The sequence below is a fragment of the Myxococcus sp. CA051A genome, from assembly GCF_013336705.1.
In the GTDB taxonomy this organism is placed as follows: domain Bacteria; phylum Myxococcota; class Myxococcia; order Myxococcales; family Myxococcaceae; genus Myxococcus; species Myxococcus llanfairpwllgwyngyllgogerychwyrndrobwllllantysiliogogogochensis.
This window is the reverse complement of record NZ_JABUMS010000002.1, coordinates 766,373-780,050: the sequence shown is the minus strand read 5'-3', so window position 1 is coordinate 780,050 and position 13,678 is coordinate 766,373. Positions and strand designations below refer to the sequence as shown.

The 13,678-nt window shown below is 69.3% G+C and carries 12 protein-coding genes; 6 read left to right on the top strand and 6 right to left on the bottom strand.

What is annotated here, in order from left to right; translation table 11 throughout:
• Window positions 1–16: 16 nt before the first annotated feature.
• Together HUA74_RS08605 and HUA74_RS08600 are read right to left on the bottom strand one after the other, a co-directional pair.
• Entirely contained in the window at window positions 17–442 is a 426-nt protein-coding gene (locus tag HUA74_RS08605; RefSeq protein WP_174454118.1) for a VOC family protein, read from the bottom strand.
• A 153-nt stretch (window positions 443–595) separates the two neighbouring features.
• Window positions 596–3,454, bottom strand: coding sequence for a serine/threonine-protein kinase (locus HUA74_RS08600; RefSeq protein ID WP_174454117.1), 2,859 nt, complete (start codon window positions 3,452–3,454; stop codon window positions 596–598).
• 26 nt (window positions 3,455–3,480) lie between these two features.
• On the opposite strand from HUA74_RS08600, the gene HUA74_RS08595 reads away from it, so the two are divergent.
• Complete coding sequence (locus HUA74_RS08595) at window positions 3,481–4,191, top strand: sigma-70 family RNA polymerase sigma factor (protein WP_174454116.1); 711 nt, start codon at window positions 3,481–3,483, stop codon at window positions 4,189–4,191.
• Between the two features lie 30 nt (window positions 4,192–4,221).
• Here HUA74_RS08595 and HUA74_RS08590 read toward each other — a convergent pair whose 3' ends face one another.
• The 3 genes from HUA74_RS08590 to HUA74_RS08580 all read right to left on the bottom strand — a co-directional run bounded on the left by HUA74_RS08590 (window position 4,222) and on the right by HUA74_RS08580 (window position 7,146).
• Window positions 4,222–4,809 (bottom strand): NYN domain-containing protein, encoded by a 588-nt coding sequence (locus HUA74_RS08590; RefSeq protein WP_141641967.1) that lies wholly within the window; start codon window positions 4,807–4,809, stop codon window positions 4,222–4,224.
• Window positions 4,810–4,918: 109 nt separating this feature from the next.
• Window positions 4,919–6,430 (bottom strand): ATP-binding protein, encoded by a 1,512-nt coding sequence (locus HUA74_RS08585; protein WP_174454115.1) that lies wholly within the window; start codon window positions 6,428–6,430, stop codon window positions 4,919–4,921.
• The gene (locus HUA74_RS08580; protein ID WP_174454114.1) at window positions 6,427–7,146 is read right to left on the bottom strand and encodes an ATP/GTP-binding protein; all 720 of its coding nucleotides are present in this window, start codon (window positions 7,144–7,146) and stop codon (window positions 6,427–6,429) included. Before HUA74_RS08580 ends, HUA74_RS08585 begins: the two co-directional genes overlap by 4 nt.
• A gap of 287 nt (window positions 7,147–7,433) precedes the next feature.
• Between HUA74_RS08580 and HUA74_RS08575 the strand changes: the two genes are divergently transcribed.
• From HUA74_RS08575 to HUA74_RS08555, 5 genes are all read left to right on the top strand, one after another.
• Window positions 7,434–7,973: an N-acetyltransferase gene (locus HUA74_RS08575; RefSeq protein ID WP_141641964.1), complete on the top strand. Its 540-nt coding sequence runs from the start codon at window positions 7,434–7,436 to the stop codon at window positions 7,971–7,973.
• A 245-nt stretch (window positions 7,974–8,218) separates the two neighbouring features.
• Entirely contained in the window at window positions 8,219–9,925 is a 1,707-nt protein-coding gene (locus tag HUA74_RS08570; protein WP_174454113.1) for a type IV pilus twitching motility protein PilT, read from the top strand.
• Between the two features lies 1 nt (window position 9,926).
• Complete coding sequence (locus HUA74_RS08565; protein WP_174454112.1) at window positions 9,927–11,033, top strand: type IV pilus twitching motility protein PilT; 1,107 nt, start codon at window positions 9,927–9,929, stop codon at window positions 11,031–11,033.
• Window positions 11,034–11,145: 112 nt separating this feature from the next.
• Window positions 11,146–11,970, top strand: coding sequence for a hypothetical protein (locus HUA74_RS08560; protein WP_174454111.1), 825 nt, complete (start codon window positions 11,146–11,148; stop codon window positions 11,968–11,970).
• Between the two features lie 66 nt (window positions 11,971–12,036).
• Window positions 12,037–12,567: a GNAT family N-acetyltransferase gene (locus HUA74_RS08555; RefSeq protein ID WP_254624973.1), complete on the top strand. Its 531-nt coding sequence runs from the start codon at window positions 12,037–12,039 to the stop codon at window positions 12,565–12,567.
• A gap of 40 nt (window positions 12,568–12,607) precedes the next feature.
• Here HUA74_RS08555 and HUA74_RS08550 read toward each other — a convergent pair whose 3' ends face one another.
• The gene (locus HUA74_RS08550; protein WP_174454110.1) at window positions 12,608–13,231 is read right to left on the bottom strand and encodes a hypothetical protein; all 624 of its coding nucleotides are present in this window, start codon (window positions 13,229–13,231) and stop codon (window positions 12,608–12,610) included.
• Window positions 13,232–13,678: the final 447 nt, after the last annotated feature.

Sequence of the window (13,678 nt, the reverse complement as noted above, 5' to 3'; positions counted from 1 at the left end):
GGTGTGCTTTCGGGGCTCAGCCCTTCATGCGCTGGGCGAACCACCACGCGTGGCCCTCCAGGTCCTCCGCGCCGTAGCCCCGGTCCGTCCAGTAGTCGTCGCCGTAGTTCGTCGTCTCCGGCTCCCGGGTGATTTTCGCGCCCGCGGCCTTCGCCCGCGCGCAGTGCGCGTCCACGTCATCCACGTAGAGCATGAGGTAGGCGGCGCTGGTGCCTCCCGCCGCGGCCGGCGTGCGCCCCGGGTACTTCGCGCTGAGCGAGCTCAACATGATGACGCCCTCGCCGAAGACGAGCTCGGAGTGGACGATGACGCCCGGCCCTCCCTCCACCTTCAGCCGCGTCTGGAAGCCGAAGGCCCGCTCCAGCCAGTCGATGGCGGCCGGAGCATTCACGTAGAACAGCCCGGGGGTGATGCGCGCACAGCCCTCTGGAACCTTCTTCATGGCGGGTCTCCTGGCAACGAACTTCGTTGCCTCCATGGGAAATATTTAACGCCGACGTTAACCTTCCGCAAGCGCGAAGGACGCGTCCCCGCCGGGCGAGGAAGCGGCCATCGTCAGGGCGGGGGGCTGCCGGGGCTCCAGGGCTCCAGGGGTTCAGCGGGCCGCGAGCCACGCCTCGACCTCGCGGGTCTCCTTCTCGCGGGCCTTGGGGAAGCGCCGGTAGACCTCCAGCGTGGACTGGACCAGCTCCCGGACCCGCGCCGCTTCGCGCGGCTCGTCTCCCAGGACACGGGCGAGCGTGAACTTCATGTCGGCCACCATGAGTTCGTCCGCGCCGAAGGCCTTTTTCGAATAGTCGGCCAGGGCGCGCTCCACGTGGGGCCGGGCCTTGCGCGGCTGCTTCAGGGCCAGGAGCGTCTCGCCCACGAGGGCGCGGTCATAGGCGGCCTCCTTGGAGTCCGGGCCCAACGCCTTCTCTCGAATCGTCAGCGCGCGTTCATGCAGTGCGAGCGCTTCGTCGGCGCGCCCCAAATCCCGCAGCACCTGGCCCAGTCCGGACAGGGAGCTGGCGAGCTTGGGCGACTCCGGACCGAGGACCTTCTCGCGAATCGCCACCGCGCGGCGATAGTGCTCGATAGCGGCCTCATTCCCGCCCTCGACGTGGCGCAACATGTTGGCGATGTTGTGCAGCGCCGACGCCACGACCGGCGACTCCGCGCCATGCGAGCCCGTGTAGATGTCGAGCGCCCGCCGCTGATGCCCCAGTGCCTCCTGGTATTGGTTCAGATACGTCTCCTGGACGGCCAGCACCTGGAGGACGACGGCTACGTCCGGGTGGTTCGGTCCGAAGTGCGCCGTGTAGCGCTCCAGCGCCTCGCGCAGGAGCGCGGCGGATTCCGAGAAACGTCCCGCGTAGCTGAGCATGGTCCCGGCGGTCAGCACGGGTGTGGCGAGCCGGGGGTCCGTTGGCGGATATCTCTTCCGGGCCAACTCCAGGGCACGAAGCCCCTGGGCAACGGCCTCCGGGAGCTTTCCTTTCGCCTGCAAGAAGCTGGCGAGGTTGGTGGCCAGGGTGACCTCCAGAAACACGTCTCCCCCAAGCCGCTGGACAGCGGCCGCGGCATGACTGGCGTACTGGTCCTCAGGGTCCGGCTTCGCCTGGCGGCTGGCCACCCGCAGCAGCGAGACCCAGCCATCCGCGACGTGCCAGTCCAATCCGGCCGCCTGGGCGGTCTGGATGTGCTTGTGGAGCGTCTGGACCGCCTTTTTATCCCGGGCCTCCGCCTGGGCCTGCGCCAGCACGCCCAGCATCTCCACCTGTAGGGGCGGATAGTCCAGTCCCTCGGCTCGCGCGGGCAGCGTGGAGGCCAGCTCCAGCGCGGGCTTGGGCTGCCCCGCGTGCAGCCGGGCGCGCACCGTGGCGAAGTCCTTCTGGAGCGCCTCCAGCTTGCGGCGGGACTCCGGGTCCTTCGGCGGAGGACGCGAGGCGGTGAGTGTGCGCACGTCGGAGCAGCGAGCGATGTCCTCCAGCGAGCCCACCGCGCGCGCCGCGTTCTGGAGCACCTCTGTGTCCGCCGACGTCAGCACGTCCACCAGCGCGGAGGCGTCCTTGCGCCGCTGGTCCAGGCACAGCAACTGCCGCTCGAACATCGCCTCCGTCTGTCGTCCGTGGACGTGAGTGTCCTCGCACGCATGCCTCGACACCGTCATCCAATCACGCGCGTAGACATCCAGCGTCTGTTCCACCACCCGCCACGTGTCCGCCGCATAGGGAAGATTGCCCTTGAACAGCGCTGTCCTCACGCTCTCCCGCGCCTTCGCATCCCAGACACCGTTGAAGGCGCCAGGGTCGTCCGCGCACAGCGCGGGTCTCGTGGAGACGAAGACGCCCGCCCCCACCGCCAGGAGCAGCACGGCCGCGGCGGCGCCCATGAGCAGCTTCTGCCTGCGCGAGCGAGGCTCCTGCCGCAGGGCCCGTAGCAGCACATCCATGGAGGCGTGACGGTCTCCGGGGGTCGGCGACAAACCCTTCAACACCGCGAGATGAACCCAGTCAGGGACCCCCGCCTCGCGCTGGCGGGCACGGACCTCGCGAGTGCGCTCGGCGGGCGTCACGTCCCCATGGCAGGCCTGCGCGGACGGCCTGACGCCATAGAGCGCCTCGAGGAGCGCGACGCAGAAGCTGAACTGGTCGCTGCGCGCGTCGGGCCGCTCGCCTCTCGCCTGCTCGGGGGACATGTAGCCCGGCGTGCCCAGCAGCGCCCCCGTCTGGGTGAGAGACACATCTGGCACGGACTGGACGGCGAGCAAGGGTCCGGACTTCGACGGCTCGTCCCCCTCATCGAGGATGCGCACGAGCCCGAAGTCGGTGATGCGAACCCATCCCGCCTTGTCGATGAGGACGTTGTCCGGCTTGAAATCGCGATGCACGAGTCCCGCCGCGTGCGCGGCGGCGAGCCCCTGTCCCGCCTGGAGGAACAGGCCCAGCACCTCGCGCCAGGGCATCCGTCCCGCGCGCATGCGGGCGCCCAACGTGGTGCCCTCGACGAACTCCATCGCCAGGAAGACGCGCTCGTCGACGCGGCCGAAGTCGTGGATGGCGACGACGTTGGGATGCACGACGCGCGCGGTCGCCTGGGCCTCGCGCAGCAGCCGGCCCTGGGCTTCCGCGAGACGTGCGGGCTGGATGGTGTCGAAGCGCAGAATCTTGAGGGCGACGCGGCGGTCGAGCTCCGGGTCCCGCGCGGAATAGACGACGCCCATGCCCCCCGCGCCAATGCGCGCCATCACCACATAGCGCCCCAGCGAGGTGCCGGGACTCAAGGGCTCCCATGGAGGTGTCGGCGAAGCCGTGGGTTGGCTCGCGCCATCGTCCACCGAGGCCACCGCCTCCGCCACCAGCACCCGACATGCGGGGCAGCCATCCAGGTGCTCCTGCACCACCGTGGCCTCTTCACCCCGCAACAATCCCCGGCTGAGGGCGAGGAGGTTCTCCGTGGTAGGACACTGCATGAGTCCTCAAGGTAGGCTTCGGGTGGATGGCCAAGACACCGGACACCGAGGTCCATGAAGAGGACCTGGCGCTCGCGAGAGCCTGCGCGCACGGTGACCCCGTGGCCCTGGCCGCGCTCGAGGCGCACATCATTCCCCAGGTTCGGGTGGCCTTGAAGCGCCGTGGAGTCGACGAGACGACCACCGATGAGGCGCTCCAGGTCCTTCGCGCGCGCTTCCTCGTCGCCGACGGCGCCCTGCCGCCCCGCATCACGGAGTACTCCGGTCGCGGTCCGCTCTCCGCCTGGCTCCGGATGACCGCGCTGCGGCTGGCCTGGGGGCTGGTGAACGAGCGCAAAGGGCCGGCCCTCTCCGATGACGCGCCGCTGGAGGCGCTGAGCGGCGCGCCCCACGACATGGAGCTGCAGTACCTCAAGTCCCGCTACGGGGCGGACTTCAACGCCGCCTTCCAGGAGGCGCTCGCGGGGCTGGAGCCGCGCGCGCGAACCCTGTTGCGAATGCATCTGGTGGACGGAATGGGCACCGCGCGCATCGCGGAGGCGTACGGCGTGGACCGCTCCTCGGTGAAGCGCTGGCTCGCCACCGCGCGCGAGTGGCTGCTGGACCAGACCCGCACCCGCTTCGCGGCCCGCGTGGGCGCGCGCGTGCCGGAGCTGGGCAGTCTGCTCGCCCAGCTCCAGAGCCAGCTCGACCTGAGCATCCGTCGCCTGATGAAGACGGAGGGAGACGCGCCGTAGCGCGGCCCCCCATTCGTGCCCGCGAGCGGACTACACGAACATCATCGGGTCGAACTCGTCCACGTTGACCGGCAGCAGCCGGGGCAGCGGGCGCTGGAACACCTTCGCGTTGAGCTCCAGGTCGACAATCTTCAGGCCCGAGGGCACCAAATCCCTGAAGCGCTGGCTGACGTACTCGCGCAGGCCGAGCACCGCCACCTGGCGCTTCTCCTCCAACATGGGCTTGAGCGCCTCGGCGAAGTCTCCGCCGTCATGGCTGGCCAGGCCCACCGCGGCCTTGGGGCGCTGGACGCGAATGGACTCCAGCAACTTGAGGATGCCCAGGTCCACCACCTTCTGGTCCTGCCGCCCGTACAGGAGCGCCACCTCGCACCCCGCGGACTTCAGCGCGCGGATGAAGCCAATCATCATGTCCGGCAGCTGCTCGCCCCGCGCGTTGAGCACCACCACGCAGCGCACGGGCGCGGGGAAGTAGCTCTCGCAGAAGGCCACCAGCCGGTCGAACTGGACGCGGTCCTGTGACTCGGGTTTGCGGCCGACAACGTTGGACACGGCCCAGTCGATGTTCTCCGCATCGATGAGCACATAGGAGGCGGCGGGGGGACGTCCGGTGAGCATGGGCGCGGACAATACGCTCGCGCGCCATTTCCAGGGGGGATTGCGTGAGCGCCGCGAGCCGCCCTGGCATGTCACGAACACCTGACGGCACCTCAGGCGACCTGACGCGTCAGAAGCGGTCCGGCCCCGGCGGCATCTCCGGCAGCGGCGCCAGCGCGGCCAGCAGGCCATGCTCCGGAATGGGCGGCTGCATGGGCAGCACCACCGTGAAGCGCGAGCCCCGTCCGAACTCGCTCTCCACGAACACCTTGCCGCCGTGGCCCTCCACCAGGCTCTTGACGATGGCCAGCCCCAGGCCCGCGCCGCCGTGCTCGCGCGTGGAGCTGCCGTCCACCTGGTAGAAGCTCTGGAAGATGCGCTCGAACTGGTCCTCGCGGATGCCCACGCCGGTGTCTTCCACGCTGACGCGATAGCCGGACATCCCCAGCGACTCCTGTGGGCCCGCTTCCGACAGCACCACCGACACCCGGCCCCCGGAGGCGGTGAACTTCAGCGCGTTGGCGAGCAGGTTCACCAGCACCTGCCGCAGCTTGTCCGCGTCCCCCGCCAGCCGGGGCCTGGGCAGGGGCGGCAGCCGCACCTCCAGCTCCACGCCCTTGCGCTGCGCCTGCGGCATGACGGTGGACACCGCCGTCTGGATGACGCCGGCCAGGTCCACGGGAGAAATCGCCAGGCGCAGCTTGCCCGCTTCAATCTGGCTCAGGTCCAGGATGGAGGAGATGAGGTTGAGCAGCGACTCACCCTTCTCGACGATGGTGCGCACGTAGAGCAGTTGCTCCGGGTTGAGCGCGCCGGCCAGCCCCTCCGCCAGCATCTCCGAGTAGCCGATGATGGACGCCAGGGGCGTGCGCAGCTCGTGGCTCACCGTGCCCAGGAAGGTGGACTTCAGCCGGTCCAGCTCCTTGAGGCGGGTGTTGACCTGCGCCAGGCGCGAGTTCTGCGCCTCCAGCTCCCGGTGCGTCTCCAGCATCGCCTCGATATGCAGCTGCGTCGTCAGGTACGTGCGGTGGCCGCTGGCCACCAGCGCGGCGAGCACCTGGCCAAAGTGCGTGAGCACCTGCGCCGCCGTGCGCTCGGGCGCGCGCCGCACCTTGGCCACCAGCTCCTGGGCGCGCGTCAGCTCCAGCCCGGAGATGTCCGTGAGCGTGTCGGGGAAGTCCCCCAGCTCCTCGGGCGTGAAGGGCCCCAGGATGACACGGCCCAGGAAGTCCCCCTCCCAGCGCACCGGCATCACCAGGTAGCGCAGGCCGGTGAAGCACGGCAGCGCGATGAGGCCCGCCTCCTCCGCGCCATCTCCCTGAGCCACGCGTGCGCCCTGCAGCGGGTGCACCGGGCCGTCCTTCACCCGCGCCACCGTCGCCGTGCAGCGCGTGCGGCCATCCGGGAAGGAGAAGACGTAGGCGCAGAAGTCGCCGTGGCCCACCTTCACGTCGGCCAGCTTGGTGCCTCGCGCGTCCAGCACCTTGATGCCCACGCGGTACAGCTCGCTGAAGCTCTTCACCACCTCGGAGAAGGAGGGCAGGTCCAGCATCTCGCCCAGCGACAGGCGACGCTGGAGCACCGACTCGCGGCGCGAGCCCGTGGCGCCTTCCGGTGGCGCGTTCCCCTGATAGCCGCTCATCGCCCGCCCCCCAGGTGCTCGTCGCGCCCCACCGCCGAGTAGCGGCCCGCCAGCGTGGTGCCCGCCAGGTCCATCCGCCCGAAGACCTGGGAGAGGAACTCCGTCTCGGTCAGCCCCACGTTGCGCGCCAGGTGCGCCCGGGCATCCAGCCGCCGGTAGGCCGCCTGCGCCACCGCGTGGAAGGTCTCCAGCACGCCCTCACCCTTGAGCGCCACCGCGCCCACGACGGCCTCCCCGCCGCGCTTGCGCGCCTCCTCCAGCTCCGCGTCCGTGCGCGCGTCGGGCAAATCCCGCTTGTTGAACTGGATGACGACGGGCACCTGATCCACGTCCAGGCCGTTCTCCTTCATGTTGTCCTGGAGGTTTCGCCAGTAGGCGTTGTTCTCCGCCGTCGCCCCGTGCCGACTGTCCGCGATGAACACCACCGCGTCCGCGCCCTGGAGCACGATGCGCCGGGTGGCGTTGTGGATGACCTGGCCGGGCACGGTGAAGAGCTTCACCTTCACCTTGAAGCCGGACGACGTGGAGAAGAAGACGGGCAGCAGATCGAAGAACAGCGTCCGGTCGTCGTGCGTCTCCACCGTCAGCAACCGGCCCCGCACCTCGGGGGACGCCCGGGCATGGAGCTGGCGCAGATTCGTCGTCTTCCCGCTGAGTCCGGGCCCGTAGTAGACGATCTTGAGCGTCAGCTCTCGCTGGGCGTGGTTGAGTTGCAAAGGATGGCTCGGGCAGGCGGGGTCTAGATGAGGAGGCCAGCCCTCCGTGGATGACCAGGGTTTTTATAGTGGGAAGGCGCCCCGCGCGGAAGGCCGGCTGGATGCCAGCCGTGGAAGCGATGCCCATTCTTGGAATGGGACGGGCCAGAGTCGGGTTGACCGGAATCCGCCCCTCACAACCGCGGGGGAGGCAATCTCCTCACTTGGGAAGACAATGTGCGCGGAATGACCGCGTGCACCGGTGGCGGGGGTGCGGTTAGGATCGCAGAGCGACGGAGGAGATGGCGATGACGATGAAGCAGGTGGACCCGGGCGTGGAGATGGCCCCAGCCCCGGTGCTGGAAGCGGCGGTGGGCCTCCCCAACGACCTGATGGCGGCGGTGAAGTTCACCCTGCCCACCGACGAAGACATGACGGCGGTGGCGGCCCTGCGCGCCAGCTCCGAGCCCTGGAAGAGCCGGGGTGAGACGCAGGAAGACAGCCTCAAGGCCCTGGCCCAGCTCAAGCCCTTCATCCACGTAGCGAAGCTGCAGACGCAGATCGTCGGCTACGTCACGGTGGAGCGCGACGGCCCGGTGCCCGGCGCCGCCTACCTGCGCAACATCGTGGTGAAGACGGAGCTGCGCAAGAAGGGCCTGGGCGCGGTGGTCCTGGAGCAGGCGCTCCGAGCCGCTCGGGACATGTACCGCAAGACCATTGCCCTGCGCGTGGACCCGTCCAATGCGCCCGCGGTGAGCTTCTACCGCAAGGCGGGATTCACCACCGTGGCCACGGTGGTGTCCAAGAAGTCCGGCAAGCTCCGGCTCCTGATGTCCCGCGAGCTGTAGTTCCTGGACCTGGCTGGCGGGAGGACGCTTGCCTCCCGCCGCCTTCGCTCCGAGCGGGCCTCCTGGCCCCGGAGCCCCTCTCTTCAACCCTGGCGGACATGGCCCGGCCCCCTCGACAGGGTGGGTGTGGGGCCCACCGCGCTCAGCGCGGCGTGACTCCGTCCAGGGGTGGGCGCTTTTGCGTCAATGTCGACTATCCTGCGGTCCCCCGCGCTCCGCGCTCCGTGGCTCGAGTTCGAATCCGCATGAGACCCCTTGCAGAGCTGTTGCGCCATTTGTCGCGGCCTGGAGTGACGGAGCTGACCCTGGCCACCGGGCGCCCTCCCATGATTCGGGGCAGCAACGGCTACGAGCCGGTGGACCCCGCCGCGGTGACGACGGACGACGTCGTCCGGGCGCTCCAGGCCATGGTGGGTGTGGCCCGGGCATCCAGCGTCTCCGACGCACCCTCGAACTGGTCCGTCAACGCCAATGGACTGGGTGCCCTGTCCATCGCCGCGATGCGTCGGGGAGACCTCATGCACCTGAGGTTGTCCCGCGCGGCGGAAGTCGCGGCCAGCGCCCCAGCCGCCGTGGCACCGCCCGCCCAACCCGTGGCGGCGCGGGCGGCTCCGGTTCCCCCCACCCCCCAGCCGGTGCCTGTCGCGGCGCAAGCCGCCGCGCCTCAGAGCGCCGGGCCCGGGTATGCCTCCGCGCCCACCGCATCCGGGAATACCGCCGCGCCTCAGAGCACCGGGTACGCCCCCTCGGGAACCCAGGAGGCCGCGCGCTCGCTGGCGACGTCGCGCCTGACGGGTGGAGCCAGGGACCTGGCCATCGTGCTGGAGCAGGGCCGCAGCAGCCGCGCCAGCGACGTGCACGTCGTGGCCGAGCGCCCCGTGCTCTTCCGTCTCGCTGGAGAGCTGGTGCCCCAAGGCGGCGCACTGGATGCGGCGCGGGTGGAGGGCATGTTGATGCCGGTGGTGCCGGAGCGACTGCGCCCGGTGCTGGAGCGCGACGGCAGCTGTGACTTCTCGCTCGACTCGCCGGAGATGGGGCGCTTTCGCGTCAACGTCTCGCGGCACCGCACGGGCCTCAAGGGCACCTTCCGGGTGATTGCGCGCGACATCCCCACGTTGGAGTCGCTGGGGCTGCCCGTCGAAATCGCCAAGGCGACGCACCATCATCAGGGACTCATCGTCGTCACGGGCCCGTCCGGTCACGGCAAGACGAGCACCCTGGCGGCACTGGTGGACCTCATCAACCGCGAGACGTCCCACCACGTGCTCACGGTGGAGGACCCTGTGGAGTTCGTCCACCCGCGCAAGAAGGCGCTCATCAGCCAGCGCGAAGTGGGCGCGCACACGAAGACGTTCGCCAGCGCGCTCAAGGGCAGCTTGCGCGAGGACCCGGACGTCATCGTGGTGGGCGAGCTGCGCGACACGGAGACGGTGCGCATGGCGCTGGCGGCCGCGGAGACGGGCCACCTGCTCATCAGCACCATGAACACGCCGAGCGCGGCGAAGACCATCGACCGCCTCATCGACCTCTTTCCGCCGGCGGACCAGCAGCAGGTGCGCCTGTCGCTGTCCAGCGGCCTGCGCCTCATCGTCAGCCAGCGGCTGATGGCGAGCGCGGACGGCAAGGGCATGGTGGCGGCGGCGGAGGTGCTCCCCGGCTCGGTGGCGCTGGGCAACCTCATCCGCGACAACAAGACGTACCAGATTCCCTCGCTCCAGCAGCGCGGCAAGAGCCTGGGCATCATCCGCTTCGAGGACTCGATGGCGGACCTGGTGCGCGCGCAGAAGGTGAAGCTGGAAGTGGCCAAGGGCTTCGTGGACAACCCGGACGAGTTGGAGGCGGTGGTGACGGGAAAGAGGCCGGGCACGTCCGTGGCCGCGCCGGAGACGCAGCAGGACAGCGCCCGGCTCTTGAGCAAGATGGGCTCGTTGATGGGAAGGAAGGGGGGCTGAGATGAGCACCACGCCGCGCATCTCCGCGCTCTTCGACATGCTGCTGGAGCAGAAGGGCAGCGACCTGCACCTGAGCACCGGCTATCCCCCCATGGGCCGCATCCGTGGCGAGCTGACGCCGCTGCACGAGTTGCCCCTCACGCCCCAGGAAGTCGAAGGGCTCCTGTTCGAGCTCATCAACCCGCAGCAGAAGCGGCAGATTGTCGAGGAGCTGGACCTCGACTTCGCCTACGGCTACGGCACGAAGGCCCGCTTCCGCGCGAACTACTTCTACAAGCAGACGGGCCTGGGCGCGGTGTTCCGCACGATTCCCAGCAAGGTCCTCACGCTGGACGACCTCAAGACGCCTGAAATCGTGCGCAAGCTGGCCGAGCGTCGCAGCGGGTTGGTGCTGGTGACGGGCCCCACGGGCAGCGGCAAGTCCACGACGCTCGCGGGGATGGTGAACCACATCAACCAGACGCGTCCCGCGCACATCCTCACCATCGAGGACCCGGTGGAGTTCGTGCATGAGTCCGCGCGGGCGCAGGTGACGCACCGTGAGGTGGGGCCGCACGCGTCCAGCTTCGCCACGGCCATCCGCTCGGCGGGGCGCGAGGACCCGAACGTCATCCTCATCGGCGAGCTTCGCACCAACGAGACAATGAAGCTGGCGCTCCAGCTGGCGAGCTTCGGCGTGCTGGTGTTCGCCACGGTGCACACCAACAGCGCGCCGGCGACCATCGACCGCATCATCAACTCGTTCCCCGCCGACGAGCAGGCGCAGGTGCGAGGCATGCTGGCGGAGAGCCTGGCGGGAATCGTCGCGCAGCAGCTCATCAAGACGGCGGACGGCAAGGGCCGCGTGGCGGCGCTGGAGATTCTCGTGGGTGGCGCGGCCATCGCCGCGATGATTCGCGAGGGCAAGGTCTTCCAGATTGCATCCAAGATGCAGGCGGGCCAGGGCCAGGGCATGCAGACGCTCGACATGCACCTGGAGAGGCTGGTGCGCGACAACATCGTCACGCCCGACGCCGCGCTGGAGAAGGCCCAGGACAAGGAGAACCTGGCCAAGGTCATCCAGCGCCTCAAGCCGGATTGGGTGCTGCCGGAGTCGATGAAGGCGTAGTCGCCCCCAGGCCGCCCGCGACGGCGGAACTGTCCGGGCGCGAGGGAGACCTTCTCCTCCGGTGTCAGGAAGGCAAGGCCGTGGCGTCGCTGGGCCCGCAAGGGAGCCCTGGATGCGCTACGGCGATGACAAGTCCTTCGAGATGGCACGCAGTCTGTTGCCTTCCACGCACCGACAGGCAGCTCGCAAGAGTCGCGCGAGCCTGCACCGGCGCTCCCGCCGCAGCTCGAGGACCCGGGTCGCCCAGCTCATCCGAGACCCCGAGTTCGCCGAGGACTGCGCGGAGCTGGATGAAGACACCTCCTCCGAGATGCGGGGGCTGGTGTGGGAACGACAAGCCTCGGACAAGGTCAACCCCTTCATCCGCTGGGCGGAACAACGGACGTTGGACCAGCCTCGCGACCTGCGATTGGGGTTGATGCGCAAGGCGCTCCCCGATGGGCTCGTCGGCCGTCACGCGCTCTCTCATCTGAAGCAGGAGAAGCACTTCCTGAGCACCGCGGAGCTGTCGGCCCAGGAGTCCTGGCGCCTGCGCACGAGAAAGAAGAGCCTCCCGACCGAGCGCGGTCTGATGGCGCAACTCCTGCGCGAGCTGCTGCGGCTTCCCACCGGACAGAAAGCCTTGAACAGCTACCTCAAGCGCGCGTCGGCCACGGGATGGAGCAGGCAGTGGGGACACGACGGCCATCGTCATGTGGTGCTCCACGGCTCTCACGCGCCTCGCCTGCTGCTGGGAGTTCATGACGTGCTCCCCTTCCTGGATGACCTCGGCTTCGAGAGTCGGCTGGTGTCCTACTGGAGCCGTCCCCCGCGACCCGAGGCGCCGACCCGCCCCCTGGCCCTCAAGTTCCTGAGAACGTTCCATCGGCTGAAGGGAGACCTCACCGCTACGCTCGCGGCCCTCCCTGTGCCCGTCCTGACCAACCAGCCACGCTGAGGCACACACCCTCGGTAGGGCCTGGAACCGCGACGAACCGACGTGCGCGAGCAGGCGACGCGGAACATGATGCACACCATGCTTCACGGCTTCGAGAGCACGACGACGGAACGGCTGCTGCTTCGCCCGTTTCGCGAGACCGACCTGGACGCGGTGTTCACACTCCATGGCGACCCGGAGACCTCTCGCTTCAACCCCTCCGGCCCCTTGCGCTCGCTGGACGCCGCGAGGGAGCTGCTGGCGCTGTGGTTGAGTGACTGGGCGAAACACGGCGTGGGGTACTGGGCCGTGGAGCAACGAGAGACACCGGGCGTCGTCGTGGGCGTCTGCGGCGTGCGCCACAAGCTGTTCGAGGGTCGGACGGTGTTGAACCTCGCCTATCGGTTCGCGCCTCGGACCCAGGGGCTGGGTTATGCGACGGAGGCCTCGCGCGTCGCCGTGGAGAAGGCCCGGCGACACCTCCCCGATGTGCCCCTCGTCGCCATCATCCATCCGGAGAATGCACCGTCCCTCCGCGTCGCGGAGCGACTCGGGCTGCGGTTCGAGCGCATCACCGATTATGAGGGCACCCCGAGCCGCGTGTACGGGGTCGACTGAGCTTCGACGTGTCCGTGCGGCCTCCCGAGGCACAGGAGGACTACAACTCCTCGCGGAGCCCCTCTCGGAACACCGTGAACACCGCCTGCCCGCAGCGGTCCGATGTGTCCGCCTGCGCTCTCGCCACGCGCACCTCGTAGCGGACACCTCCCAGCAGAAGTCGCTTCGTCTCTCCAACAGAGACAGTGACGGGTGATCCGCCACGCTTCCGGGCATCCTCGAACCGGAGCCGTGCGCCCTGGGTGCGTGTGTCCTTTCGCCGCTCGCAGTCAGCAAGTTCCCACCGGACTCGCAGCTCCGGCACCAGTCCCGTGGGCAGCAGGACTTCGCCTTCCGGCGTGGTGGGCGCGCTCGGTACCGTGAGCAGCAAGAGCCCTCCGTCCGCGTCGCGGAGCGTGTCGCCCGAGAGGAGTTCTGGATGCTCTCCGTCGATGGAGACACAGCTCGCGGGCTCGCGGTGGCTGACCCAGCCCACGGTACGTCCCGTCAGGTCCGCCAGGACCTCTGGCACGGTGAGCCCGTAGCTCACGCCTCCGCGCGTTTCGCCTGCCTCGTACTCCAGCACCGAGGCCCACTGGCCCCCATGGCGGTATGCACCTCGAAGTTGTCGGGCCACGGTGAACCGTCGCTCCAGACGTGGACCTGTGCGCTGAATGGAGCGCATCTCCGGCGTCTCCTTAAAGGCCACGTCCACCCGGGCCGCGCGCCACACGTCCGCGCACGCGAGGGAGCCAGGTGACTCCGACGCGCGAGTACCTCCATCTGACGTCGATTCCGCGGAGGCGCCCGACACCGTGATTCCGTCGGCGGACGAAGGCACAGCGCGCCTGGAGTCACGCGAAGCCACGTCGGACGGAGCGAGTCCTCCAGCGGGCGGCTCACGAACCCCGCCCACGGCTGAAGACGGTGGGGTTTCGGACCGCGCCGCGACAACAGAGCCTGCGTCCGTCGCGGGAGGCTCGGGGCGAAGCCAGCAGGCGCCGTGCATCAGCAAGAACCCCAGCGCACAGCTCCGCGCGCCCAGCCGGTGTGGTCCTTCCGACTTCGGCATCACGTGCTCCTCTGCAGGGCAAGTGCCCTCCGCCTCCGCCGACTTTCGCCCTTCTAATAA

Excerpts from the sequence above, each read along its gene's own strand:
- HUA74_RS08605 (WP_174454118.1), bottom strand. The coding sequence starts at position 442 with ATGAAGAAGGTTCCAGAGGGCTGTGCGCGCATCACCCCCGGGCTGTTC.
- HUA74_RS08600 (WP_174454117.1), bottom strand. The coding sequence starts at position 3,454 with ATGCAGTGTCCTACCACGGAGAACCTCCTCGCCCTCAGCCGGGGATTG.
- HUA74_RS08595 (WP_174454116.1), top strand. The coding sequence starts at position 3,481 with ATGGCCAAGACACCGGACACCGAGGTCCATGAAGAGGACCTGGCGCTC.
- HUA74_RS08590 (WP_141641967.1), bottom strand. The coding sequence starts at position 4,809 with ATGCTCACCGGACGTCCCCCCGCCGCCTCCTATGTGCTCATCGATGCG.
- HUA74_RS08585 (WP_174454115.1), bottom strand. The coding sequence starts at position 6,430 with ATGAGCGGCTATCAGGGGAACGCGCCACCGGAAGGCGCCACGGGCTCG.
- HUA74_RS08575 (WP_141641964.1), top strand. The coding sequence starts at position 7,434 with ATGACGATGAAGCAGGTGGACCCGGGCGTGGAGATGGCCCCAGCCCCG.
- HUA74_RS08570 (WP_174454113.1), top strand. The coding sequence starts at position 8,219 with ATGAGACCCCTTGCAGAGCTGTTGCGCCATTTGTCGCGGCCTGGAGTG.
- HUA74_RS08565 (WP_174454112.1), top strand. The coding sequence starts at position 9,927 with ATGAGCACCACGCCGCGCATCTCCGCGCTCTTCGACATGCTGCTGGAG.
- HUA74_RS08560 (WP_174454111.1), top strand. The coding sequence starts at position 11,146 with ATGCGCTACGGCGATGACAAGTCCTTCGAGATGGCACGCAGTCTGTTG.
- HUA74_RS08555 (WP_254624973.1), top strand. The coding sequence starts at position 12,037 with ATGATGCACACCATGCTTCACGGCTTCGAGAGCACGACGACGGAACGG.
- HUA74_RS08550 (WP_174454110.1), bottom strand. The coding sequence starts at position 13,231 with ATGCGCTCCATTCAGCGCACAGGTCCACGTCTGGAGCGACGGTTCACC.